Genomic DNA, 24608 nt, shown 5'->3' on the forward strand with positions numbered 1-24608 from the left:
TTTGCGCTGCAGGAAGCGCCCTAACTGCGCAGCGGCCAGACCCGGTCGTCGGCGACAGCAAAGAGCACTTCTCCGGGCTTAGCCGGAGCCGTCCACAAACCGGTGAACTCGCCGAACGCGGGGAGCAGGGCGCCATTTGCCCCAAACCGGAAACACGGCAGCCGGAGGCGGTCCCGAGCCGGCCCGCTGATGACGACGCCCGGGTGCACATGTCCGGCGATGACGTAGCGATCGGGCACCGCCTGCGGCTCGTGGCATAGCGCGAAGGGCCCGATCGCCCAGGGCTCTTCGACCACATTGAAGCGCAGGTCGGCAGGTGGGTCGCCCGCGTGGCTGTCGTGGTTGCCGCGGACCAGCGTGCACGCGACATCGGTGTGGCGCGCGCGCCAGGCGGCGAGTGCATCGATGGCGGCGTGCGCCTCGCGCGCGTGGAGAAGGTCGCCCAGCCACGCGATATGCGCCACCGGCAATCGGGCGAGCATGGCGTCCAGGCGGGCGACCGCCTGGCTGGTGCTGCCGGCCGGCACCGGCACCCCGCGCGCGCGAAAGGTCGCCGCCTTGCCGAAGTGCGCATCGGCCACCATCAGCATGCGTTGCGCTGGCCACCAGAGCGCGCGCTCGGGGAGCAGCCATACCGTCTCGCCTGCGCACTGCATGGCGACGTCATTGGGGGCAGTCATAGCAGTGGCAGCGGCTTCGATGTCTTGCGTGGCCGGCGCGCGCGGCGGGTGGATTTGCCGGCAGTGTCGGGCGATTCAGTCAGGCGCAGCGCAGCTTGTACATCTGTCTCGATCTCCGGCCGTGTCGCGGCATCCGGATCGGTGGGTTCGGGGCCGGCGGCACGCTCCGCTTCGGCCAGCATGCGTGCGATCCGATCAGCGAGTTTCTCCGTCGAAAGCTGCTCGCGAAACCGCTCCACCATCAACGGAAAACCGAACGGCGAAGGCCGCTTCAGTGCGCAAAGCTGGAGTTGCAAGCCGCGCATGCGGATGAGGGCCGCTTCGATGCGGTCGAGGTCCAGTTCCTGGCGCAGCACTTCGGTTTCGGCCTGCGACAGCAGCAGGTTGTCCGGGTCGTGGCGCCGGAAGACTTCATAGAACAGGCCAGAAGATGCCTGCAGCTGGCGCGCGCTCTTGTGCGCGCCGGGGTAGCCCTGAAACACCAGCCCGGACACACGGGCGATCTCGCGAAAGCGTCGTTGCGCCAGTTCTCCGGCGTTGAGGCTGGCCAGCACATCCTGCATGAGCGTGTGGGTGGCAAAGAGTTCGCCGCTGGCCAGCAGCGCCGGCCAGTCGATGGGCGTGGCCGACAGCAGTTCGAGGCCGTAATCGTTGAACGCCAGTGAGAAAGTCGCCGGCGTGCGATTGGCCGCGCGCCAGCCAAGCAGGCTCGCGAGCCCCAGGTGCGCATGCCGCCCGGCAAACGGATACAGAAACAGATGCCAGCCCTCGCGCGAGTGCAGTGTCTCGGCCACCAGCGTTGCGGTGGTGGGCAGCGCTGACCAGCGCGCCTGCAACTCCAGCAAGGGGCGCGCGGCCTGCATTTCGGGGCTGTCGAAGCGGGCATGTGCCGCCGCATCAAGCTGCGCCACCACCGCGTGTGCGAGTTCGGTGGACAGCGGCATGCGACCGCCGTTCCAGCGCGGCACGGCAGCGCGTTTGCCGGTGGCGCGCCGCACATAGGCGGTCATGTCCTGCACGCGCACCAGCTCCAGCAGGCGGCCTGCAAACAGGAAGTTGTCACCGGGGCGCAACCGCGCAATGAAACCTTCCTCGATCGACCCCAGTGCGCCGCCACCGGATGCGTGCCACCAGCGCACGGTCATCGTTGCATCGCTGACGATGGTGCCGATGCTCATGCGGTGTCGCCGCGCAAGGCGCGCGTCGGGCACGCGCCAGATGCCGTGTTCGTCGGGCACGACGCGGTGGTAGTCGGGATACGCCGTGAGCGAGTGTCCGCCCTGTCGAACGAAGTCCAGCGCCCATTGCCATTCGTCGTCGCGCAAGTCGCGGTAGGCCCAGGCGCGGCGCACTTCCTCCAACAGCGCGTTGGGCACGAAGCCACCGCCCAGCGCCACCGTCACCAGATGCTGCACCAACACGTCCAGCGGCTTATGCGGCGAGGTGCGGGCCTCCACCTGGCCCGACATGGCCGCTGCGCGCGCGGCCGCGCCTTCCACGAGTTCAAGGCTGTGCGTCGGCACCACCGTTACGCGAGACGGGCGGCCGGGCGCGTGGCCGGATCGCCCAGCGCGCTGCAACAGTCTCGCCACGCCCTTGGGCGAACCGATCTGCAGTACGCGTTCCACGGGCAGAAAGTCGACACCGAGATCGAGGCTCGACGTGCAGAACACGGCCTTGAGCAGCCCTTGCTTGAGGCCGGTCTCGACCCAGTCGCGCGTAGCGCGGTCCAGCGAGCCGTGATGCAACGCAATCAGCCCCGCCCATTCCGGCCGCGCATTGATGACAGCCTGATACCACAGCTCCGCTTGCGACCGCGTGTTGAGAAACACCAGCGCGGTGCGGGCGCTTTCCAGCTCTTCCAGCACATGCGGCAGCATCGCCATGCCCAGATGCCCGGCCCACGGAAACCGCCCCACGCCGTCGGGGAGCAGCGTATCGATCTCCATGCGCTTGGGCAGGTGGCCCTGCACCAGCGTGCCTGGGGTGGGGGTTCCTGCATCGCACAGCGCGTCCATGGCTTCCGCCAGGTTGCCCAGCGTGGCGGACAACCCCCACACGATCAGGTCTGGCGACCACGTGCGCAGCCGGGCCAGCGCCAACTGCACCTGCACGCCGCGCTTGTTGCCGACGAGTTCATGCCATTCATCCACGACCACCACGCGCACCGAGCCCAGGGCCTCGCGGGCATCGGCACGTGCGAGCAGCAACGACAGGCTTTCGGGTGTGGTCACCAGGGCGGTGGGCAAGCGGCGTGATTGCGCGGCGCGTTCGGCGCTGCCGGTGTCGCCGGTGCGCAAGCCGAGCGTCCAGTGCGGCGCCAGTGCCTGTGCAGCTTCGGTCAATGCGCGCGTGGTGTCGGCCGCCAGCGCCCGCATGGGCGTGAGCCACAGCACCGACAACGGCGGTGCGCTGCCACGTCCGCGCACCTGCGCCAGCCGCTGCAACGCCCCGAGCCACACCGCATAGGTTTTCCCCGCGCCGGTGGTGGCATGCAGCAGGCCCGATTCGCCGCGCGCCATGGCCGACCACACGGTGCGCTGGAACGGCATGGGCGTCCAGCCACGCGCAGCAAACCACGTATCAAGATCGGGCGGTGCAGGTGCGTTCATGACGGCGGTAGCAGGCTTTCCAGCGTCTGCAGCGTATCGGCTTCTGCGACGGGCTTGTCGTGTCGCCAGCGCAGCATACGCGGAAACCGCACCGCGATGCCGCTCTTGTGCCGAGGGCTGCGCGCAATGCCCTCAAAGCCCAGTTCGAACACCAGCGTCGGCGCCACGCTGCGCACGGGGCCAAAGCTCTCCACCGTGGTCTTGCGGATGAGGGCGTCGACCTGGCGGATCTCTGCGTCGCTCAGGCCGGAGTACGCCTTGGCAAACGGCACCAGCTTGCGCTCGGGCACATCGGGCGGCGCATCCCACACGGCGAAGGTGTAGTCGGTGTACAGGCTCGCGCGCCGGCCGTGGCCGCGTTGTGCATAGATCAGGACGGCGTCGACCGAGAACGGATCGATCTTCCACTTCCACCACACGCCCACATCCTTGGTGCGGCCCACGCCGTAGCGCGCGTCGCGCCGCTTGAGCATCAGCCCCTCCACGCCAAGCTCGCGCGACGCTTCGCGCTGCTGGGCAAGATGCTGCCAGTCGTCGCCTTGCAGCAAAGGTGACAGCTCCAGCGCCGGATGGATGCATTCCGCAATCACGCGTTCGAGTTGCGCGCGCCGTTCGCTCTGCGGGCGCTCACGCAGATCCTGCCCCTGCCATTCCAGCAGGTCATACGCCAGCAGCACGGCCGGCGCATCGCGCAGCACGCGTGCATTCAGCGTCTTGCGGCCGATACGCTGCTGAAGCAGGGCAAACGGCTGCACGCGGCCCGCCTGCCAGACCACGATCTCGCCGTCGAGCACGGTCCCTGGCGGCAGCACCTCCGCCATGGCGGACAGTTCTGGAAAGCGATCGGTAATGAGTTCCTCGCCGCGCGACCACAGCCATGCGCTGTCGGCGCGACGCACGAGCTGCGCGCGGATGCCATCCCACTTCCATTCGATTTGCCATTCAGCAGGCGTGCCGAGCAGGGTGTCGAAGGCCTCCAGGTCAGCCTGCAGCGGGTGCGCGAGAAAGAACGGATAGGGGTGTCCGGTATCGAGCGCGTGGCCATCGACGCTGGCATCGGCCAGCAGCGCGCGATAGCGCTCGGCGGTGGGCGCCTGGCCGATGTCGGTATAGCCCATCAGCCGTTGCGCCACGTGCTTGGGGTCGGTGCCGCCCACCTCCGCCAGCGCGCGCGTGACCAGCAGCTTTGACACCCCCACGCGAAACGCCCCCGTGATCAGCTTCATCAACACCAGCCGCGCATGCAGCGGGAGCCCGCGGCACAGCTCCGCCAGGCGCGGCAGCACCACTTCGGGCGGCTGCCCGCGCAACGGCAGCAGGCGGGCCTCCATCCATTCGGCCAGGCTGGCGTCGTCTGCGTGATCTGCATCGGGCAGGACGAGGGCGATGGTCTCGGCCAGGTCCCCCACGGCCTGGTAGCACTCGTCAAACAGCCATTCGGGCAGGCCGGAGGTGGTCTGCGCAAAGCTGGCGAGCACGCGCACCGGCACCAGCTGGCGCGGCTTGCCTCCCGCCAGGAAGTAGACCGCCCACGCGGCGTCGGCATCGGGCGCCGTACGGAGATAGGCCACCAGTGCGGCCAGCTTGCCGTTGCTCGATGTGGTGGCGTCGAGCTGCGCGTACAGGTCGGCGAAGGCTTTCATGACGCGGGCGTGTCCTCTGGCGCGCTTGCCGTGGGCATATCAGCTGTTTCAGCGGCATTGCCTTCTTCGGCCTCGTCGCCATACTCGGTGGCGAAGGCGCGCGCATCCAGGCCCCGTTCGCACAGCCAGCGCACCATCGGCGCGACTTGCCCATGCGTGACATAGACCCGCGTGGCGCCTGTGGCGTCGATGGCCTGCAGCAGGCCGGGCCAGTCGGCATGATCGGACAGCACGATGCCGCGATCGACGCCGCGCCGCCGACGTGCACCGCGAAGCTGCATCCAGCCGCTGGCAAACGCATCGGCGTAGTCGCCAAAACGCCGCATCCACGCCGTGCGTTGTGCGGAGGGCGGTGCCAGCACGAGCGCGCGTCGCAAGTCCGCGCGCGGCACGTCGGTGGCGAGCTGCGTGGGCGGCAGCGCCACGCCCGCGTGCCGATACGCGGCATCCAGTTGCAGCATCGCGCCGTGCGAAACGATGGGCCCGATGCCGGTATCGAGCCCGGAGAGAATGCGCTGCGCCTTGCCGAAGGCGTAGCAGAACACCACGCTTGCCCGGCCCGCGTCGGCGTTGTCGCGCCACCATGCGTTGAGTTGCGCAAAGATCTCGGTCTGCGGGCGCCAGCGGTAGATCGGCAGCCCGAAGGTGGATTCGGTGATGAAGGTATTGCATCGCACCGACTCGAACGGCGTGCAGGTGCTGTCAGCCTCCACCTTGTAATCGCCGGAAACGACCCACACGTCGCCGCCGTATTCCAGCCGCACCTGCGCAGAGCCCAGCACGTGCCCCGCCGGATGAAAGCTCAACCGGACCCCGTGGTGGACGATGGATTCGCCATACGGCAGCGTCTGCAGGGGGATGTCGGCACCCAGGCGCGCGCGCAGCACGCCCGCCCCCGGAGCGGCCGCCAGGTAATGCTGGTGCCCGACGCGGGCATGGTCACTGTGGGCGTGTGTGATGACGGCGCGGTCAACCGGCCGCCATGGGTCAACGTAGAAGTCGCCTGCCGGGCAATACAGGCCGCTGGGCGTGGTTACGATCAGGTCCGCTGCGCTGGTCATCGATTGCTCTCATTGGATGCCCCTCATCCGACGCCCGGGACAGCCGCCCGCGACAGCATTAGCGCAATGGCTGCTTGCGCACCGGCTCGGCACGCATGTCAGCTGGGCCCCCGGGGCCTGCGGCGGCGGCACTGGGGCCGGCCGAATCGCCGCCCCCAGGCTGGCGCGTTCCCGCGGAAGCGTCCGCGGACTGCGCGGCGGGCGCCCTTGGCGGCGAGGCCGGCATGGTGTCCGGATACCGTGACAAGGAGTGCTTTGCCGTCTTGGATTGAGCCGTCGGAGCGGCGTCTGCAGACGCCGGGTGCGGCTCAGTGGGTTGCGCGAGCGAAAGCCCGCTGCCCGTTGTCGATACCAGAAAGAATAGCCAACCTGCGGCTGCTTGTTTTGTCGCTCGTAATGCCTGATGCATGCGTTGCCTCCGTTGCGCTCTCGTGGCGGGAAGCAGTCGGCATGCCAGGGGGTGTGGGGCCGGGGTTGCGGTGTGGCCGGTGTGGAGGCTGCGTGGCGGCCGGGCGTTTTTTCAATGATGAGGAAAAAGCGGCGCTCGGCTGCCGACAAGCTCGACTGCCCGAGGCAATCTGCCGCACTCGACATCAGCATGGAACCGGCAAGCATGGGCCTGAAGCCATCGACGACGGAGGTTTGTGGCCCGGACGTGAGAACGGTTGTACGCGCGTAGAGCGCACCCTGATGCTGTTATGAGGCCGGACGAACAACGGACGGTCCCATTCTGGTCGCCATTCAAACCAAAATCGCACTCAGTTCCGATTCAGCGCTGACAGGCAATCGACGAGGCCGCGTATTTGCGTTGCGTTCTTCTGTGGGTTGTCGAACATGGGAGTACGCAGGCAGTTAGCTACCCCCGCAATTGCGTCTCCTCTGCGCCTGCGTCTTCCGACGTCCATTTCGAAGGCAAAGGCGTCAGCGCCCGGTGTGCAGGGCGCATTTTTTTTGATTGAGGTGCGAGCCGCCGGCGGGCTGGCGTGCCGACTTCTTGCGAAGACAATCGCCCGCACAGCCCGGTCATGGCGCGATTACTGAGTGTTGTCGTTCCTCAATCAATCGTCAGATGGTGGGACGTACAGGATTTGAACCTGCCTGCCTGCGCCGGTAAACCGCCGCCGCTCGACCCATGAGCTACCGTCCCGTCTTCACTATATCGACGCTTCCTGTGGAAACCCGAGTCGGGACATCCCCCTAGCCGGATCGGCCGGTGTGCCTCGCAGGCGGGGGCATCCGGATGCTCTACGCCGGAATGATTCTGCGCCGGCGCAAGTCGTCGAAGATGCGCATGAACATCGCTTCCGTCTCCACGTATTCGTGAAAACCGAAGCGGCGTGCCTTGGAGCCGTCGCCGAACATGTCGTAATCCCACGAGAAGACGAAGTCGGCAAAGCGCCACGAAGACACATCGCGGTAGGGCGTGTTCGCCAAGCCATGCCTAGCGATCATGCTCTGCCAGAGCGGCGCCTTGTCGGCCATGACGGTGTCGAGCGACAAGGGCAGCGGCGGTGCGACTTCCAGGTCAAAGTACCGCGCGATCCGGGGCCACATTTCGCTCCAGCGGAACAGGTCGCCGTTGTTGATGTTGAAGGCCTGGTTGGCGCAGCGCGGGTCGGTGGCAGCCCACACGGTGGCGCGGGCAAGCAGGCCGGCGTCAGTCATTTCCAGCAGGTGGTCGTACGCGCCGGGTTTGCCGGGAAACCGCAGCGGCAGGCCCAGCTCTTTCGAGATCGACGCATACATGGCAATGGCCACGGCCAGGTTCATCGGGTTGCCCAGCGCAAAGCCGCCCACCACCGATGGGCGGATGGCCGACCACGTCCACGCCTTGCCCTGCTGGCGTGCTTCCAGAAAGGTCTGCTGATCGAACATGAATTCGGGCCGCATGAAGTGCGCATCGGTTTCGCGCGCCGGCGTTTTGAATGGCCCGAGGTGACCGCCGTAGACCTTGTAGCCCTGCATCAGGCCGATGTGCGCAAGGCGGGGCGACGCGGCCTCGATGGCGTCGACGACGTTGGTCAGCATGGCGAGGTTGGGCGGCACCAGCTCGGCCCAGGTGGGGCGGTCCTGGTACGCGGCGTAGAAGACGTGGGTGACGTTGCCCAGTGCGCCCAGCTTGATGCGCGTGTCAGTCGCGTCGAGCAGGTCGACGGCGATGTGCCGGATGCGCTCTGTCGATTCACCGCCGCGACGCGACAGGCCCACGATGCGCCAGTCGTCCAACGTGGCGAGGTGCTCGATCAGGTTGCGGCCGATCACGCCCTGCGCGCCCACGACGAGCGCGACTTTGTCCTGTGCAGTCATGTTGGTGTTGGGTGAAACCGAATCAGCAATGACCACCAGTATGAGAACGCCAGCATCTGTGCGATAGACTGCGTGTCAGCACAATATCTATGAATTGAAATCACAATGGCGCGGCTCGATGTCAATCGCTTTGGCGAGATGGAAGTCTTCGTGCGGGTGGTGGAAGAGGGCGGGTTTTCGGCTGCGGCGCGCGCGTGCCGGATGACGCCGTCGGCGGTGAGCAAGCTGGTGGCGCGGCTGGAGGCCCGCCTTGGCGCACGGCTGGTGAACCGCTCCACGCGGCGCTTCCAGCTCACGCCTGAAGGGGCGGCGTTCTACGAGCGCAGCGTGTCGGTGCTGGCCGATCTAGACGAGGCGGAGCGCGAAGCGTCCGCCGGGGCGCAGCCCTCGGGGCGCTTGCGCATCAACGCGAATGTGCCGGTCGGCACGCATGTGCTGCTGCCGATCGTGCCGGCGTTTCTGGCGTGTCATCCGGAGGTGTCGCTCGACATTGCGCTCACGGATCGTGTGGTCGATCTGCTGGAGGACCGCACCGATGTTGCACTGCGCAGCGGGCCGCTGAAGAGTTCGCGGCTGGTGGCGCGCAAGCTGGGGCAGACCCGTTTGATGGTGGTGGCGTCGCCTGCCTATCTGGCGCGCGCCGGCACGCCGCGCACGCCGGATGATTTGGCAAGCCACAACTGCCTGACGTTCAGCTATGTACGCGCCGCAAACGCCTGGCCCTTTATCAAGCGCGGCCGCCGCACCGAATTCACGCCGCGGGGCAACACGCAGATCAGCGATGGCGAGGCGCTGCGGGCGGTGGCGGTCGCCGGCCTAGGCCTGGCTCGCCTGGCCGAGTTTCAGGTGCGCGCCGATCTAGAGGCAGGCCGCCTCGTCCCCGTGCTGGAGGATTACAACCCCGGCGAGACCGAAGACATCCATGCCGTCTATGTCGGCCAGGGCGCGCATCTGCCCGCGCGCGTGCGGGCGTTTCTCGATTTTCTGGTCGCGCACGCGAAGATTGCCTAGGCGCGCTTCCCCGTCCCATACCCCACCCTGGAAGGGCGTGAGCTTCACATTCTCAAAACGCCTTCAAGTTGCCAAATGCCGTGCCGTTTACCGCCACATAACGTGTGCATGAACGGGGGAAGACGCGATGTCACAGCATTCGCAGCACGAAGTCGATGAACGGACCAATCTGACGAACAACAACCGCTTTGAACTGTTGTTGTTCCGCCTGGGCGAATCTGCGCGCTCCAATCAGCGCGAGATGTTCGGCATTAATGTGTTCAAGGTGCGCGAGATCATGGTCATGCCGCCTGTGACGCATGTGGCGGACGCCGGCGCCCATATCCTCGGTGCGGTCAACGTGCGCGGCCAGATCATTCCCGTGATCGACCTTGCCAGCGTGATCGGCACCCGGAACGGCAACGCGAACATCCTGTTGATTACCGAATACGCACGCTCCACCCAAGGTTTTGCGGTGGAAGAAGTGGACGAGATCGTGCGCCTGGAATGGAGCCAGATCTTCCCGGCCGAGGCGAGCGTGGGCAGCAGCAATATCACCAGCCTGGCGCGCCTGGATGGCAATGCCGACAACTCGCGCCTGGCGCAGGTGATCGACGTTGAGCAGATCCTGGTGGATGTCTTCCCGACGCGCCACACTGATCTGGCGCCCGACAATGACGAGCGTCCGATCAAGCTGCCGCCGGGTGCCAAGCTGCTGGTGGCGGATGACTCCGGTCTCGCACGTTCGCTGATCGCCAACGGCCTGGAAGCGATGGGCGCACCGTACGTCATGACCAAGAGCGGCCAGGAAGCGTGGGATACGCTGCAGAACATCGCACGTGACGCCGCCCGCGAAGGCAAGACCGTGCGCGACAAGATCGCGCTGGTGCTGACCGATCTGGAAATGCCGGAGATGGACGGCTTCACGCTCACGCGCAAGATCAAGACCGAGCCGGCGTTCCAGTCGATTCCGGTGGTGATCCACTCGTCGCTGTCGGGCTCCGCCAATGAAGACCACGTGCGCCGCGTTGGCGCCAACGGCTACGTCGCCAAGTTCGAAGCCAACGAACTCGCACAGGCCATCGCTTCTGCACTGGGCTAAGGCTGAGGCTCAGACCAAGCGCTGAGCCAGCATCAGGGCCCGGGCGGCGTGCAATGCGCCCCCGGGCCCTGTGTCATTTCCGGCTGTGGTGGCCGCCGCCTAGCGGATCGACGACGATCATGGTGCGATCGAGCAGACCGTTGTCGTCAAACAGGGCATTGAAGTGCGCCTGCTGAGACCCGAGGACGTACATCCGATATGACCACGCCTCCCGCTTCATGAGCGGGTAGTACTGCGTCGGCTCTTTCGGCGTGCCGAAGCGCTCGAGCACATCGCGTTTGGTCCACACGCCGGGGCGCGCCTCGTAGATTTCCTTTTCCGTCAGCATCTGCCGATAGTTGGTGAGCTTGCCGTTGGCGTCAAAGTCGGCGGCATAGACCTCGTGCCCGAGCGGCTGCTTGGAGTAGATCCAGCGGTGCGTGCCGTCCGCGAGCTGATAGGTCTCGGTGGGTGCGCCAAAGGTTTCCCGCACGGCACTTTCCGGCTGGCCGATCATCTTCTGCGCGGTCTGCACGGGGGTGAGCGAGGCACACGCGCACAGGGCGAGTGCCGACAGGGCGATCCATCTGCTGAGTTGTCTTGGCATGGCGTTCTCCGGGGGATGCTGGGATTGACCTTCCGGATGGTAAACGCGGCAGCTGCACGAAATATTCCCCCCGATCCAAACTGGCGCCTGTGCCGCACAACATTGGTGCGATCAACCGGGTTTCTGGGAGGAGGCAGCGATGATGCGGTGCACGAAACGCAGCTTGTCGATCACGGGGGATGCCAGCGTAAACGGGTAACCATCAGGCTGGCCCAGGCTCCGATTGAGGCTGTTGAGCACGTAGGTGAGCGGAAACCAGCGGCTCATCAGGTTGTTGAAGCTCGCTTCTTCCACCGGGGTCTGGTCGGTCAGTTCGGGCTCTTGCGGATGGTCGGGCAGCAGTGCCAGGCCGTATGACACGGCGGTGTCCAGCGCGTCGACCATGTGCAGGTAGTGCGCCCAGGTTTCGGCCCAGTCTTCCCATGGGTGCATGGTGGCGTAGGCGCTGATGTAATGCTGTGCCCAGTCAGCCGGCGGCCCATTGTCGTAATACGCCTTGAGGGCGTCGGCATAGCTGGCGCGTTCATCGCCAAAGCGCTCGCGGAAGGCGGCTTCCCACATCGGCTTGCCGGCAATCAGGCGATCAAAGAAGTAATGCCCGGATTCGTGCCGGAAGTGGCCAAGCAGCGTCCGATAGGGCTCGCGCAGCTCGGTGCGGGCCTTCTCGCGCGCGGCATCGTCGGCTTCGGCAATGTTGAGCGTGATGCGGCCGTGGTTGTGGCCGGTCATCACGGGCCCGCTGTCTTCCTTGCTTTCCAGAAACGCGAACTCCAGCCCAGTCTCGGGGTTCTCCAGCCGCGACTCCAGTGGCAGGCCCAGCGTCATGAGCGTATAGAGCAGCCGGCGCTTGGCCACCTCCATCTTGTACCAATAGAACCGGTTTTCCGGCACGGTCAGGTCGGGGATCGTGTCGGTGAACTGGCAGGCGCGACACAGCGTGTCGGGCGAATCGGCCGGGATCATCCAGTTGCAGACGTTTTCAACCGCGTAGTTGTGGCATTGGCGGTAGAGCTGGCCTTGTACCTCGGGATGCAGGCTGCGCCAGCGCTTATCCTCGGCCGTTGCTGGCTCCGGTGGCTGCCCGTTCTCCGCTGTCTGCGCGGTCTCTGTGGGCTCGTCCACAGGTTCGAACGCGCTGATCTCGCCCACGTCAGGCAGGTAGCCGAGCAGGGCGCCGCAGCGCTCGCACAAGACGTTTTCAAAGAAGACGAGTTGCTGACAACGGTTGCAGTGGAACGTTTTCATGGCGATCCCGTGGCAAGGACTGGCGTTCGGAGTGCTCCCCAACCAAGATGGTGGGATGGCAGCGGTGAGCCGTCCAGCAAGCGTTGTACCGCATCGGCGTGTCATACGCACGGCCATGCACGCATGGCAGGATGGCCTGTCGGCCCAAGCCTGGTAGACCGCACAAACGGCATGAACCTTGCTTGAACCGCCCGCCGGCACCGCGCCGGCACGCCATGACGAGCTACCGAGGAGTCCGTGTGTCGATCCGAGTCGCGCTGAACCACGTTACCCATTATCGCTATGACCGGCTCGTCGAGCTGTCGCCGCAGGTGGTGCGCCTGCGGCCGGCGCCGCACTGCCGCACGCCCATCCATTCGTATTCGATGCGGGTGGAGCCGGCCGAGCATTTCATTAACTGGCAGCAGGACGCGTTTGCCAATTACCAGGCGCGGCTGGTGTTTCCGCACAAGACGCGCGAGTTCAAGGTGACCATCGACCTGGTCGCCGAGATGGCGGTCTACAACCCGTTCGATTTCTTCCTGGCGCCCGAGGCGGAGTCGTTCCCTTTCAGCTACGCCGACGACCTGGCTGCCGAGCTGGCGCCGTATCTCGTCAAGCGCGAGATGACGCCGAACTTTGCGGCGTTTGTTGCCAGCATCGACCGCACGCCGCGCCGGACGGTGGATTTTCTGGTGGGGCTGAACCAGCGCCTGCAGCACGACATCCGCTACCTGATCCGCATGGAGCCCGGGGTGCAGACGCCGGAAGAGACGCTGTCGCTGGGCTCCGGCTCGTGCCGCGATACGGGCTGGCTGATGGTGCAGACGCTGCGGCAACTGGGGCTGGCGGCGCGTTTTGTGTCCGGCTACCTGCTGCAGCTCACGCCCGACGTGAAGGCCGTCGATGGCCCCAGCGGCACCGAGGTCGACTTTACCGACCTGCACGCCTGGTGCGAGGTCTACCTGCCGGGCGCGGGCTGGATCGGCTTTGACCCCACCTCCGGCCTGCTGGCGGGCGAGGGGCATATTCCCGTGGCCTGCACGCCGGAGCCCGGCAGCGCGGCGCCCATCTCGGGCGCGGTGGACGAATGCGAGGTCGAATTCGAGCACACGATGTCGATCACGCGCGTGCTGGAAGCGCCGCGCGTGACCAAGCCCTACACCGAGGCGCACTGGGCCAATGTCGTTCGCATGGGTGCGCAGGTGGACGCCGAACTCGACGCCATGGACGTGCGCCTGACCATGGGCGGCGAGCCCACCTTCGTAGCCGTGCGCGACCGCGATGCCGCCGAGTGGAACACCGATGCCCTCGGCCCCACCAAGCGCAGCTATGCCGTCGGGCTCATGGACAAGCTGCGCCAGCGCTACGGCGCCAACGGCTTCCTGCATATCGGCCAGGGCAAGTGGTACCCGGGCGAGCAACTGCCGCGCTGGGCGCTGTCGCTCTACTGGCGTGCCGACGGCCAGCCCTGCTGGAACGATCCAACCCTGTTTGCCGACGAGCGCGAGCCCGGCCGCTACACCTCTGCCGATGCGCAGCGCTTTTTGCATCATCTGGCGCGCAAGCTGTCGGTGGACGAACAATGCATCCAGGCCGGCTACGAAGACACGTGGTACTACCTCTGGCGCGAGCGGCGTCTGCCCGTGAATGTCGACCCGTTTGATTCACGGCTCGACGATGAACTGGAACGCGTGCGCCTGCGCCGCGTGTTCGACGCGGGCCTGTCGGCCGTCACCGGCTATGTTCTGCCGCTGGCGCGCGAATACGATGCCGCGCTGGCCGGCGCGCGCTGGGTAACGGGCCCGTGGTTCTTCCGCGATGAACGCATGTATCTGATCCCGGGCGATTCGCCGATGGGCTATCGCCTGCCGCTCGACTCGCTGCCGTGGGTCAGCAAGAGCGACTATCCGTATCAGCATGCGCACGATCCGTTCGGCCCGAGTGCGCCGCTGCGCTCGGCAGCGGAATTGCGCATGCAATATCAGGGTGAGTCTGACGGCGTGACGTCCGGGGCCGCAACGAAAGGCTCAACGAAAGCCGCATCGGCCGCACGCGGTATCGGCTCGGCCACGGATGCGCGTATCCCAGCGCACAGCGAATCCGCGTCATGGGTCCATCGCACCGCCCTCTGCGTGGAAGCGCGCGACCCCGCCCGCGCCGCCGGCCCCAAGGTCGAGAACGACACCTTCGGCTCCGGCCACAGCCAGCTGCACGTATTCATGCCGCCGCTGACGGTGTTGGACGACTATCTCGACCTGCTCGCTGCCGTGGAAGCCACCGCCGCCGAGCTGCAGGTCCAGGTCGTCATCGAAGGCTATCCGCCGCCGCGCGACCCGCGCCTGAAGCTGCTGCAGGTGACACCCGACCCCGGCGTGATCGAGGTCAACATCCACCCCGCCAGCAACTGGGAGCAGTTGGTCGACCATACGGAATACCTGTACGAATCGGCCCACCAGTCGTATCTGAGTACGGAGAAGTTCATGCTTGACGGCCGCCACACGGGCACCGGCGGCGGCAACCACTTCGTGCTGGGCGGGGCCACGCCGGCCGACAGCCCGTTCCTGCGCCGGCCCGATCTGCTGGCCAGCCTGATTGCGTACTGGCACAACCATCCGTCGCTGTCCTATCTGTTCTCGGGACTGTTCATCGGCCCGACCAGCCAGGCGCCGCGCGTGGACGAGGCGCGCAACGACCAGGTGTACGAACTGGAGATCGCCTTTGCGGAGCTGCAGCACCAGCTGGACCGCCTGGGCGCCGCCAACATTCCGCCCTGGCTGATCGACCGCATCCTGCGCAACATCCTCATCGACGTGACCGGCAACACGCACCGCGCCGAGTTCTGCATCGACAAGCTCTATTCGCCTGACGGCCCGACGGGGCGCCTGGGCCTGCTGGAGTTGCGCGGCTTCGAAATGCCGCCGCACGCGCGCATGAGCCTGGTGCAGCAACTGCTGCTGCGCGCGCTGGTTGCCCGCTTCTGGAAGACGCCGTACACCACGCGGCTGACGCGTTGGGGCACCGAGCTGCACGATCGCTTCCTGCTCGGCACCTTCGTGCAGATGGACTTCGACGACGTGCTGGCCGATCTGCGTGAAGCGGGTTACGCCTTTGAACGCGAGTGGTTTGCACCGCATTTCTCGTTCCGCTTCCCGCTGGTGGGCGAGCTCCATACGGGCGGGATCTCGCTCACGCTCAGCGGCGCGCTGGAACCCTGGCACGTCATGGGCGAGGAGGGTGCCCAGGGCGGCACCGTGCGCTACGTCGATTCGTCGGTCGAGCGGCTGGAGGTGCGCGTGCTGGGCCTGAACGAAAACCGGCACGTCGTGACGGTCAACGGGATTCCCTTGCCATTGCAACCAACCGGACGCGTGAGCGAGCAGGTGGCGGGGGTGCGGTTCCGGGCGTGGTCGCAGGCGTCGGCGTTGCACCCGACCATCGGCGTGCATGCGCCGCTGACGTTCGACCTGGCCGACACCTGGACTGGCCGCTCGCTGGGCGGTTGCCAGTATCATGTGGCGCATCCGGGTGGGCGCAACTACCAGACGTTTCCCGTCAACGCTTACGAGGCGGAAAGCCGCCGCCGCGCGCGCTTCTTCACCATCGGGCATACGCCCGGACCGCTGCAGGTGCGGTCGCCCGAGCGCAGTCTGGAGTTTCCGTTTACGCTGGATTTGCGCCGCTACTAATTTCATCCAGCCAAGCCGATCTTGTCTTACCAGTCGACCCTGCCGCTCGAACCCACTGCCGCCCACGCGGATGTGCTGGCCCTCCTTCGCATGTTGCCCGGGCGGGAGGGCCACTGGGATGAGCTGCGTGACGCCACGGGCGCGTTGCGCGAACCGTGGCGTCAGTTTTTCGAGCATGTGCGCGAAGGTGGCCTGGTCGGCCTGGAACAGGCCCGCGCCTCTGTCGCGCAGCAGGTGCGCGACAACGACATCAGCTACAACGTCTATGCCGACAAGGGCGAGCCGCGCCCGTGGGCGCTCGACCTGCTGCCTTTCCTGATCGACCACGACAGCTGGGCCGTGATCGAGCAGGGCGTGATGCAGCGCGCGCGGCTGCTCAATGCCATCGTGGCGGATACCTACGGGCCGCAATCGTTGCTCGCGCAGGGGCTGGTGCCGCCCGCGCTGGTGTTTGGCCATCCTGGGTATCTGCGTGCGGTGCGCGGGTTTACGCCGCCGGGTGGCCAGTATCTCCACATCGTGGCAGTGGACTTGGGGCGTACGCCCAGCGGCGAATGGATGGTGGTCGGCCATCGCACCGAAGCCCCTTCGGGCCTTGGCTATGCGCTCGAAAATCGGCTGATCGTCTCCAGCCTGTTTGCCGATGCCTTTCGTGAGTTGCGTGCTACGCGCCTGGCGCCGACGTACTCCCAGCTGATCAGCACGCTGGCCGCCGCCGCGCGCACCACCATGTCCGACGACGAGCCCGGCGATTCGCCGCACATTGCGCTGCTCACGCCCGGCCCTTTCAGCGAGACGTATTTCGAGCATGCCTTCCTGGCGCGATACCTGGGCGTGACCCTGGTGGAGGGCAAGGACCTGACGGTGCGTGGCGACAAGCTTTACCTGAAGACCTTCAACGGCCTCGAACGCGTGCACGCCGTGCTGCGCCGCCTGGACGACGTGTTCTGCGACCCGGTGGAACTGCGCGCCGATTCGACCATCGGCGTACCGGGCCTGTTGCAGGTGATGCGCGCAGGCAACGTGATGGTGTCGAATGTGCCCGGCGCGGGGTTTGTCGAATCGCCCGCCATGCTGGGTTTCCTGCCGGGGATTGCGCAGGCGCTGCTGGGCGAGCCGCTCGCCTTGCCCAGCGTGCCGACATGGTGGTGCGGCGAGGCATTGGCGCGCAATGAGGCGCAGGCCCGCCTGTCTGCCGGGCTGCTGTTGCCGACCTGGCCCGGACACTACCCCGACGGCCCACCCGGTATGGCAAGCGGCCCGCAATCGCTGGCTGACTGGCGCGCACGCATTGACAGCGCGCCGGACACCTTCACCGTGCAGGTCCCGTTGCCGTATTCCTGCACGCCCCGCTACGAGGCGGGCATGCTCGCGGGCCGGCCTTCCGTGTTGCGCGTGTTTGCCATTGCCGATATGGCCGGCGGCTGGCACGTCATGCCCGGCGGCTTTACGCGCCTGGCGGCCGAGCGGCAGGCTTCAGCGTCGATGCAGATGGGCGGCAGCAGCGTCGATACCTGGGTGTTGTCGAATCAGCCGCAGCCGGCAGCGCCGTTTTCCTTGCTGCCGTCGCCGATGCGGCCGGCAGACCTTGCTCGCAAGCACCGTACGGTGTCGAGCCGCGCGGCAGAAAACCTGTTCTGGTCCGGCCGCTATGGCGAGCGCGCTGAAAACGGCGTGCGCCTATGCCGCCTGATTCTCGGCTCGCTGGAGGCCAACGACGCCGACACCATGTTCGGCACGCTGACGGAGCTGGCGGCGGAATGCGGCCTGATCTTCAGCGCCGATGTGTTCGCGCGCAGCAGCCCGAGCGCGTTTGAGCGCGCACTGGTGGCGGGCTTGAGCGAGCAGTCGGGCACGGCCGGGATCGGGCAATGCCTGGCCGCGCAGGCGCGCTCGTCGGGTGAGGTGCGCGGGCGTCTGTCGAACGACCATTGGAGAACCATCCTCGCCGCGCGCAACGATTTTCGCGACGGGCTGGCCAACCTCACGGCCGAAGGCCCGCATGACCGTGTGGCGCTGGTCGATCTGCTCGAATATCTGGCGACGCAACTCTCCGCCATCAGCGGCGCGCAGGGTGACCGCATGACGCGTGACGAGGCGTGGCGCCTGCTGTTTGCGGGCCGCCATATCGAGCGCGTGGGGGCCATGGCGACTTTCCTGCGCGTGATTGCCGAGCAGGGCAAGCTGGCCACCGCCGAAGGCTTTGACCTGCTGCTGCAACTGTTCGACAGCACGCTCACCTACCGGTCGCTGTATCCGGGGCGTCTGGAGGTGCCGGCGCTGCTCGACCTCCTGGTGGTGGAGTCGACCAACCCGCGCGGGCTGTACGGCGTGTACGACCGGCTGCGGACCAAGCTGGCGCAGATCGAACGCGCTGCGTCCGATACGCGCCGTCCGCCGTTTGCCGACCTGATGCCAGCGGTCGATACGCTTGCCTCGTTGGAGGCGCTGTGCGAACCCGATGCCGACGGCCGCTACGCCAACCTCATCGCCCTGTGCGACAAGCTGTGCGACTACGTGGCCGCCGCATCCAACGAGATCAGCGCGCGCTACTTCAGCCACGCCAGCACGCCAACCGCGCAGGTGGCCTGATGGATGCACGCGCGGCGCTGCTGACGGTATCGCACAGCACGATCTATCACTACGCAACGGCCGTCGAGACGGCGCAGCATCTGGCAACCATTCGCCCGCGTGCGTGCCAGTGGCAGGAGGTGCTCGAGCACGCCGAGCAGATCGAGCCTGCGCCCTCGTATCTGACCAGCCGCGTCGATGGCTTTGGCAACGACGTGCTGTATTTCTCGCTCGATACGCCGCACGACAGCCTGCGCATGACCAGCAAGACGACGGTGCGCCTGCAGCCGCGCTGGACCAATCTGGACCCGGCCGCCACGCCGGCATGGGAGTCTGTCGCGCAGCGCCTGCGGTATCAGGCCGGTTCGGTGTTCTATCCCGAGGCCGAGTTCTGCTTTGCCTCGCCCAACATTGCGCTGAGCCCCGAGCTGGAGCGCTACGCACGTGCAAGCTTTGCGGCCGGCACGCCGGTCGTGGCCGGCGCCATCGACCTGATGCATCGCCTGCATGCCGACTTTGAATACGCGCCCACCGCGACCGCTTTCGATACACCGGCCACGCAGGCGTTTGATCTGCGCCGGGGCGTCTGCCAGGACTTTGCGCAAGTGATGATCGGCTGCCTTCGCGCGCTGGGGCTGCCCGCACGCTATGTGAGCGGCTATCTGCGGACCGAACCACCGGCCGGGCAGCCGCGCCTGATTGGCGTCGATGCCTCGCACGCTTGGGTGTCGGTGTTCTGCCCGCAAAGCGGCTGGGTGGATCTTGATCCGACCAACGACGTGCTGGCCGACCTGGACCACGTCACCCTGGCCATCGGACGCGATTACAGCGACGTGTCACTGCTGCGCGGCATGATCCTCGGCGGCGGCGAGCATCAGGTGGACGTGGCGGTCAGCGTGCGGGAAGTGATGAGCGAGGGCCGCCCGAGCGTGTAATCGGAAGGCGGATTGGTAGTGCAGTGGGGGCATCATGAAAAAGGACATCTCTTGGCAAGACCTGCCCGACCCGGCAGACGTGTCGGGCGTCTTCGCCTTTGCCATGTCGTTCAACGGCTATGAAGAGCTGGGCTCGTTTGAAGCCTGCACCAGTGCCGCGCGCGAGCGACGGCGCGCATCGCTGGTGGATTTGCGCAACGAGCTGTTCTGCGCCGCACGCGCGTCGCGCCATACCGGTTCCATCGGCTATCTGGCGACATACGAAGCGTTGCTTCCGCTCTTTCAGCAGATGCTGGGCGCGCCCACGACCAATGCTTAGTCAGGGGTGGTCCGCCAGCTCCTGCGCGGGGTGTCGGCGCCGTCGAGCGCCCGGGTGGGCGTCCGGCAGACGGTCGGTGCCAAACAGCTTGCGGCGCAAGGTGCCCGGCGCATACGCGGTCTTGTAGACACCGCGGTTCTGCAGCTCCGGCACGACCAGGTCGATGAAGTCCGCATAGCTTTCCGGCGTGACCGTACGCGCCAGGTTGAAGCCGTCGATGTCGGTCACATCCATCCACTGCTGCAAAGCGTCTGCGACCTGCTGTGGGTCACCGACGATGGTGGCGTAGCGGCCCCCCAGCGCGAGTTGATCAAGCAGGCGCCGCACGGTGAACTGCGTGTCGCCGCCGGTGGCGCGGCGGATGGATGACTCGATCGCATTCGTCTTCACCGCACGCAGCGGGTCGTCCAGCGCATAGGTCGAATAGTCGACGCCGGAGCCCGCGGAGAAATGCGCAAGACCGGCTTCTGCGCTGGCATAGCGTTGGTATTCGGCGAGTTTTTCACGTGCAAGCTTTTCAGTCTTGTCGACTACGACGGTGATGCCCATGAAGACTTTGACGTCATCCGCCCGGCGCCCGGCCTGCACGGCAGCCTGACGCAACTGCGCCACCTGATCGCGTGTGGCCGATTGGCTCTGGCCCGACAGGAACACGCATTCCGCATGCTGCCCGGCAAAGGTCTGCCCGCGCGCGGACGAGCCCGCCTGGAACAGCACCGGCGTGCGTTGCGGAGACGGCTCGCTCAAGTGGTAGCCCTCCACGTCGTAATAGCGGCCGTGATGCCGGATGCGGTGCACTTTGTCGGGCTGCGCGAACACGCGTGCGGCGCGATCACGCAGCACCGCATCGTCTTCCCAACTGCCTTCCCACAGTTGATAGACCACATCGAGAAACTCATCCGCGCGGTCGTAACGCTCGTCGTGTGCGATCTGCTCGCGCAGGCCCATGGCGCGTGCGGCGCTGTCCAGATAACCGGTGACGATGTTCCAGCCGACGCGGCCTTCGGTCAGGTGGTCGAGCGTGGAGAACCGCCGCGCAAACAGGTACGGTGCTTCATAGGTCAGGTTGACGGTCAGGCCAAAGCCGAGATGCTCCGTCACGCCCGCCATGGCCGACACCAGCATCAGCGGATCATTCACCGGCAGTTGGATCGACTCGCGCAGCGTCAGGTCGGCAGACTGCTGATACACGTCGTACACGCCAACGATATCGGCGATGAACAGACCGTCGAACAAGCCGCGTTCCAGCAGCCTGGCGAGGTCCGTCCAATAGCTGAGCTTGCGGTAGTCGGCCGATGTATCGCGCGGATGGGTCCACAGGCCGTGGTTGATGTGGCCCACGCAGTTCATGTTGAACGCGTTGAGCAGGATCGGTTTCTTGGACATCGCGGTCAGCTGGCGAGGCTGGTGAGGGCGGGCAGGGTGTCGGCGGGGCGTTGCAGCAATACGCCCAGAATCTCGCGCCGCCATGCGTCGTACAGCGGTACGTAGTTGCGCGTGTCGATGCCGGCGGCGCGTTCATTCAGCGCCCACGATTCGCGCAGGTAATCACCGAGGAGCACTTGCAGCCTGTCGTCGGCTTCCAGCACTTCACCGACGAGCTGTTCACGCTCGCCATCCGACGCGGCGTCGAGCCGGTCGTGCCACCATTCGGTGATGAGGATGCGGTGCACCTCCTCGTCCGGCATGATGCGGTTCTCGGCAAAGTCGCGGTTGGCAACATCGAGCACGCGTGAAGTGCGCCGGTTGACCTGCAGCCGCGCGAGGATGTGATGCTCGTAGTGGAATTCCCACGCGAGAAACGCGGCCTGGCTTGTCAGCGGATAGTCGCCAAGGACATCCCAGTGGTGGCGCACATCCCGCGTGATGCGTTCGATCTGGTCATGTCCGGACAGCACGCGAATACGCTCGCGCGAGGCCACTGCGTGAAAGCCGTCATCGCCAATCTGGCGCGACAGCGCGAGCTGAAAGTCGGGCGTGTCGCGAAACAGCCGGTCCAATCCCGCGCTCGCCAGTTGCACGATGAACAAGTCGTGCGCGGCGTTCCACACCGCGTAGTCGATCACGCCTTCGAGTTCTTCCGCCGTCTGTGCGTCGCGCGGCGGTTCCGTGCGCGCGGGCGGCAGGTGCGGCGCATGCACGGCGGCAACGCGGTCGAACAGGTCTTTTTCCAGCGCGGCGCCGTAGCGCGTGTGGGCGGTGGCTATTGTTTCGAGATGGGCTTGGGTCATGCTGACATCCTCGTCGCGGAGGGTCACTCCGGTTGATGGGGCATGCACCGGCCGGGTGAGCGGGTGCAGCGAGGCTGTCATCGTTGCATTGAAGCTTGCGCTGGCAAACGAAGCGTTGCGCATGTCGTCAGACGCTGCACGCACATGGCGTGCTCTAGACCTAGAGGCCGTTCTCCACCATTTCGACCACGCGCAGGGCGATGGCGCCGGTTTGCTCCGGCGGGCGGCTGCGCAGGGGCCCGTCGATGATGAGCAACGCGAGCCCATGCACGGCAGACCAGGCCAGGTATTCGGCGCCGGGGCGGCGCTCGGCAGGCAACACGCCTGCGGCGGTCATGCGATCCAGCGCGAGGCTCAGCAGCTGGAACGGGTTGAGCCCGCTGTCGCCTGCCTTGGCGGGGTCGGCGTCGTTCTCCACCTCGTCGGGCACGGCGAACGCGGTGCGGAACAAGCCGGTCTCCATTTGCGCAAAACGCAGATAACCCACACCGATGGCTCGCAGTGAAGCACGCGCCTGTGCGTCGGCCGGCCACGTGGGGTCGATCGAATCCAGTTCGGCCTCCATGGCGCGTGCGAGCGCCGCGAGTGACGCTGCGCGTACCCCCTGCAGCAAATCGAGCCGCCCCGCGAAGTGGCGGTAGGCGGCATTTGGCGCGACACCGGCACGGCGCGTGGCCTCGCGCAACACGATGGCGTCCGGCCCGCCGGCACGTGCCAGCTCAATGCCTGCGTCAAGCAGCGCGCGCCGCAAGTCGCCATGGCGATACGTTGCACGCACGGGCGGGCGGGGTGGTTCCTGGGTCATGCGATGAAACTCCGCAAAAGCGATGTGGACACTGTCCATTATGTCTGCTATCGTTTGTGGACAGTGTTCACAAATCAACACTAGGTGCTGTCACGCAGGATGCCAAGCACTTTCAGGAGGTCCATATGACAAATGCGAGCGAGGCCGCGGGCGATGCATCGCAGCTGCGCAGCCTGATTGAAGCGTGGGCAGAAGCTGTGCGCGCCAAGGACATCGATGCCGTGATGCATCACTACGCGCCGGACGTAGTGGTCTTTGATGTCATGCCGCCGTTGTTTGTGAAAGGCGCAGAGGCGTATCGCCGTCACTGGCAGGGTTGGTTCGATGCGCTGGATGGTCAGGCGGATTTCCAGTTTGTCGAACTGCACCTCGAGGTGAGCGGCGACCTGGCCTATTGCTTCAGCGTGAATCGCCTGCGTGCGCGGTATCGGGACGGTGCAAAGCACGATGCGCAAACGCGCGCCACCGTGTGCTTTCGCAAGATCGATGGGCGCTGGCTGGTGGTTCACGAACACGCTTCGGTTCCCATGCCGGTACCCGAGACCGCTTGCAGTTGAGTTCAACGAAAGGCGAGCAAACGCTTTCCCCAACCGCGCGTTCAAGTTGCCCGGTGCGCGGCTTTGCAGTCCCCCAAGTCCACCCCAAGGAGTTGTGATGCAAGTTCAACCGTATCTGTTCTTCGAAGGTCGTTGTGAAGAGGCGCTGGAGTTTTACAAGAAGACGCTCAGCGCCAAGGTCGATGTGGTGATGCACTACAAGGACGCGCCCAAGGACGCGCAGCCCACGGCGGAGCAATGTGGCGGCATGGCGCCTCCGCTCGACAAGGTCATGCACGCCGCCTTCCGCGTGGGCGAAACCCAGATCCTGGCATCCGACGGCATGGCTGGCGGCAAGACGGATTTCAAGGGTTTCGGGTTGTCCGTGAGCGTGGCCGACAACGCCGCTGCCGAACGTACCTTCAAGGCGCTTGGCGATGGCGGCCATGTCACGATGCCGATGTCCGAAACGTTTTTCGCCCACGCGTTCGGCATGGTGACCGATCGTTTTGGCATCACGTGGATGGTGATCGCACCCAAGCCGATGTAATGGCCGTGCGTATGAAAACGGCCGCCGCACGGTGGCCGTTCTACGCAAACTCGTAGTCGGCCTGCCTTGGCGCAGGGCCGTGGCCCGGTGCTAGACTGCGCGATCACCGGGGCCTTACCAATATCAACGAAACCACCCCCCCGGGTGACGATCGGCTGTTCTCGCCGCGACCCTTTGCATGGCCTGCGCAAAGGCGTCTATTCACCTGCTGCCCCATCTGTTGGAGCGTTCTTCATGCTGAAGATCATTGCGATCGTCATCGTCGTTGCGATCGTCGCTGTGCTGGGTTTTGCGGCCACGCGTCCGGACACCTTCCGCGTGCAACGCGAGATCGACATCAAGGCGCCGCCTGAAAAGGTGTTTGCCTTGATCGACGATTTCCACCGCTGGACGGCGTGGTCTCCGTGGGAGAAGCGTGACCCGGCGATGAAGCGCACCTATGGCGGGCCGGTCAGTGGCACAGGCGCGAACTATGCGTGGGATGGCTCGCGGGAAGTTGGCGCAGGGCGCATGGAGATCGTCGATGCAGCATCGCCCAGCCGCATCCAGATTCAGCTGGATTTCCTGAAGCCGTTCGAAGCGCACAACACGGCGGAATTCACGCTCAAGCCTGCCGGCGACGTCACCCACGTGACCTGGGCCATGTACGGCCCGAGCCCGTTCATCTCCAAGGTGATGGGCCTGTTTTTCAGTATGGACGCGATGATCGGCAAGGACTTTGAAGCCGGTCTCGCCAACCTCAAATCGGCTGCGCAGTCCTGAGCGAC

At 65.9% G+C, this 24608-nt stretch carries 19 protein-coding genes and 1 tRNA gene; 9 read left to right on the plus strand and 11 right to left on the minus strand.

Features of this window, described 5'->3' with window-relative positions:
• Positions 1-20: 20 nt before the first annotated feature.
• From pdeM to ABIC76_RS07235, 6 genes are all read right to left on the minus strand, one after another.
• Positions 21-680, minus strand: a complete 660-nt coding sequence (gene pdeM, locus ABIC76_RS07210; protein ID WP_354533460.1) for a ligase-associated DNA damage response endonuclease PdeM — start codon at positions 678-680, stop codon at positions 21-23.
• Positions 677-3292 carry a ligase-associated DNA damage response DEXH box helicase gene (locus tag ABIC76_RS07215; RefSeq protein ID WP_354533461.1) on the minus strand — a complete coding sequence of 872 codons (2616 nt, stop codon included), beginning with the start codon at positions 3290-3292 and terminating at the stop codon, positions 677-679. Before ABIC76_RS07215 ends, pdeM begins: the two co-directional genes overlap by 4 nt.
• Positions 3289-4935, minus strand: a complete 1647-nt coding sequence (locus tag ABIC76_RS07220; RefSeq protein ID WP_354533462.1) for an ATP-dependent DNA ligase — start codon at positions 4933-4935, stop codon at positions 3289-3291. The genes ABIC76_RS07215 and ABIC76_RS07220 overlap by 4 nt, the downstream gene beginning before the upstream one ends.
• The gene (locus tag ABIC76_RS07225; protein ID WP_354533463.1) at positions 4932-5996 is read right to left on the minus strand and encodes a ligase-associated DNA damage response exonuclease; all 1065 of its coding nucleotides are present in this window, start codon (positions 5994-5996) and stop codon (positions 4932-4934) included. Before ABIC76_RS07225 ends, ABIC76_RS07220 begins: the two co-directional genes overlap by 4 nt.
• A 1070-nt stretch (positions 5997-7066) precedes the next feature.
• Positions 7067-7143 (minus strand) — tRNA-OTHER (locus ABIC76_RS07230).
• Between the two features lie 98 nt (positions 7144-7241).
• Positions 7242-8303, minus strand: a complete 1062-nt coding sequence (locus tag ABIC76_RS07235; RefSeq protein WP_354533464.1) for an SDR family oxidoreductase — start codon at positions 8301-8303, stop codon at positions 7242-7244.
• Between the two features lie 105 nt (positions 8304-8408).
• Here ABIC76_RS07235 and ABIC76_RS07240 point away from each other — a divergent pair, with 105 nt between their 5' ends.
• A complete protein-coding gene (locus ABIC76_RS07240) occupies positions 8409-9314 on the plus strand; it encodes a LysR family transcriptional regulator (RefSeq protein ID WP_354533466.1) in 906 nt (301 codons plus the stop codon).
• A gap of 127 nt (positions 9315-9441) precedes the next feature.
• A complete protein-coding gene (locus ABIC76_RS07245; RefSeq protein ID WP_027680031.1) occupies positions 9442-10395 on the plus strand; it encodes a chemotaxis protein in 954 nt (317 codons plus the stop codon).
• Between the two features lie 73 nt (positions 10396-10468).
• Here the strand turns inward: ABIC76_RS07245 and ABIC76_RS07250 are convergent, their stop codons facing one another.
• Positions 10469-10981 carry a hypothetical protein gene (locus ABIC76_RS07250; RefSeq protein WP_354533467.1) on the minus strand — a complete coding sequence of 171 codons (513 nt, stop codon included), beginning with the start codon at positions 10979-10981 and terminating at the stop codon, positions 10469-10471.
• Between the two features lie 111 nt (positions 10982-11092).
• Positions 11093-12226 (minus strand): zinc-binding metallopeptidase family protein, encoded by a 1134-nt coding sequence (locus ABIC76_RS07255; protein ID WP_354533468.1) that lies wholly within the window; start codon positions 12224-12226, stop codon positions 11093-11095.
• 239 nt (positions 12227-12465) lie between these two features.
• Between ABIC76_RS07255 and ABIC76_RS07260 the strand changes: the two genes are divergently transcribed.
• Genes ABIC76_RS07260 through ABIC76_RS07275 form a run of 4 tightly spaced genes read left to right on the plus strand, consistent with a single transcriptional unit; the run spans position 12466 to position 19719 of the window.
• Positions 12466-15894: a transglutaminase family protein gene (locus ABIC76_RS07260; protein WP_354533469.1), complete on the plus strand. Its 3429-nt coding sequence runs from the start codon at positions 12466-12468 to the stop codon at positions 15892-15894.
• 21 nt (positions 15895-15915) lie between these two features.
• Positions 15916-18486 (plus strand): circularly permuted type 2 ATP-grasp protein, encoded by a 2571-nt coding sequence (locus ABIC76_RS07265; RefSeq protein WP_354533470.1) that lies wholly within the window; start codon positions 15916-15918, stop codon positions 18484-18486.
• A complete protein-coding gene (locus ABIC76_RS07270) occupies positions 18486-19400 on the plus strand; it encodes a transglutaminase family protein (protein ID WP_354533471.1) in 915 nt (304 codons plus the stop codon). The genes ABIC76_RS07265 and ABIC76_RS07270 overlap by 1 nt, the downstream gene beginning before the upstream one ends.
• 34 nt (positions 19401-19434) lie before the next feature.
• Positions 19435-19719 (plus strand): hypothetical protein, encoded by a 285-nt coding sequence (locus ABIC76_RS07275; RefSeq protein ID WP_027680038.1) that lies wholly within the window; start codon positions 19435-19437, stop codon positions 19717-19719.
• Here ABIC76_RS07275 and ABIC76_RS07280 read toward each other — a convergent pair whose 3' ends face one another.
• From ABIC76_RS07280 to ABIC76_RS07290, 3 genes are all read right to left on the minus strand, one after another.
• On the minus strand, positions 19720-21105 hold the full coding sequence (locus ABIC76_RS07280; protein WP_354533472.1) for an LLM class flavin-dependent oxidoreductase: 1386 nt from the start codon (positions 21103-21105) through the stop codon (positions 19720-19722).
• A gap of 5 nt (positions 21106-21110) precedes the next feature.
• Complete coding sequence (locus tag ABIC76_RS07285; RefSeq protein ID WP_316874412.1) at positions 21111-21950, minus strand: hypothetical protein; 840 nt, start codon at positions 21948-21950, stop codon at positions 21111-21113.
• A gap of 160 nt (positions 21951-22110) precedes the next feature.
• On the minus strand, positions 22111-22755 hold the full coding sequence (locus ABIC76_RS07290; RefSeq protein ID WP_354533473.1) for a TetR/AcrR family transcriptional regulator: 645 nt from the start codon (positions 22753-22755) through the stop codon (positions 22111-22113).
• A 125-nt stretch (positions 22756-22880) separates the two neighbouring features.
• Between ABIC76_RS07290 and ABIC76_RS07295 the strand changes: the two genes are divergently transcribed.
• From ABIC76_RS07295 to ABIC76_RS07305, 3 genes are all read left to right on the plus strand, one after another.
• Positions 22881-23312 carry a YybH family protein gene (locus tag ABIC76_RS07295; RefSeq protein ID WP_354533474.1) on the plus strand — a complete coding sequence of 144 codons (432 nt, stop codon included), beginning with the start codon at positions 22881-22883 and terminating at the stop codon, positions 23310-23312.
• 97 nt (positions 23313-23409) lie between these two features.
• Positions 23410-23841 (plus strand): VOC family protein, encoded by a 432-nt coding sequence (locus ABIC76_RS07300; RefSeq protein WP_009239862.1) that lies wholly within the window; start codon positions 23410-23412, stop codon positions 23839-23841.
• Positions 23842-24075: 234 nt separating this feature from the next.
• On the plus strand, positions 24076-24603 hold the full coding sequence (locus tag ABIC76_RS07305) for an SRPBCC family protein (protein ID WP_354533475.1): 528 nt from the start codon (positions 24076-24078) through the stop codon (positions 24601-24603).
• Positions 24604-24608: the final 5 nt, after the last annotated feature.

The sequence above is a fragment of the Ralstonia sp. 1138 genome, from assembly GCF_040544795.1.
In the GTDB taxonomy this organism is placed as follows: Bacteria; Pseudomonadota; Gammaproteobacteria; order Burkholderiales; family Burkholderiaceae; genus Ralstonia; species Ralstonia flatus.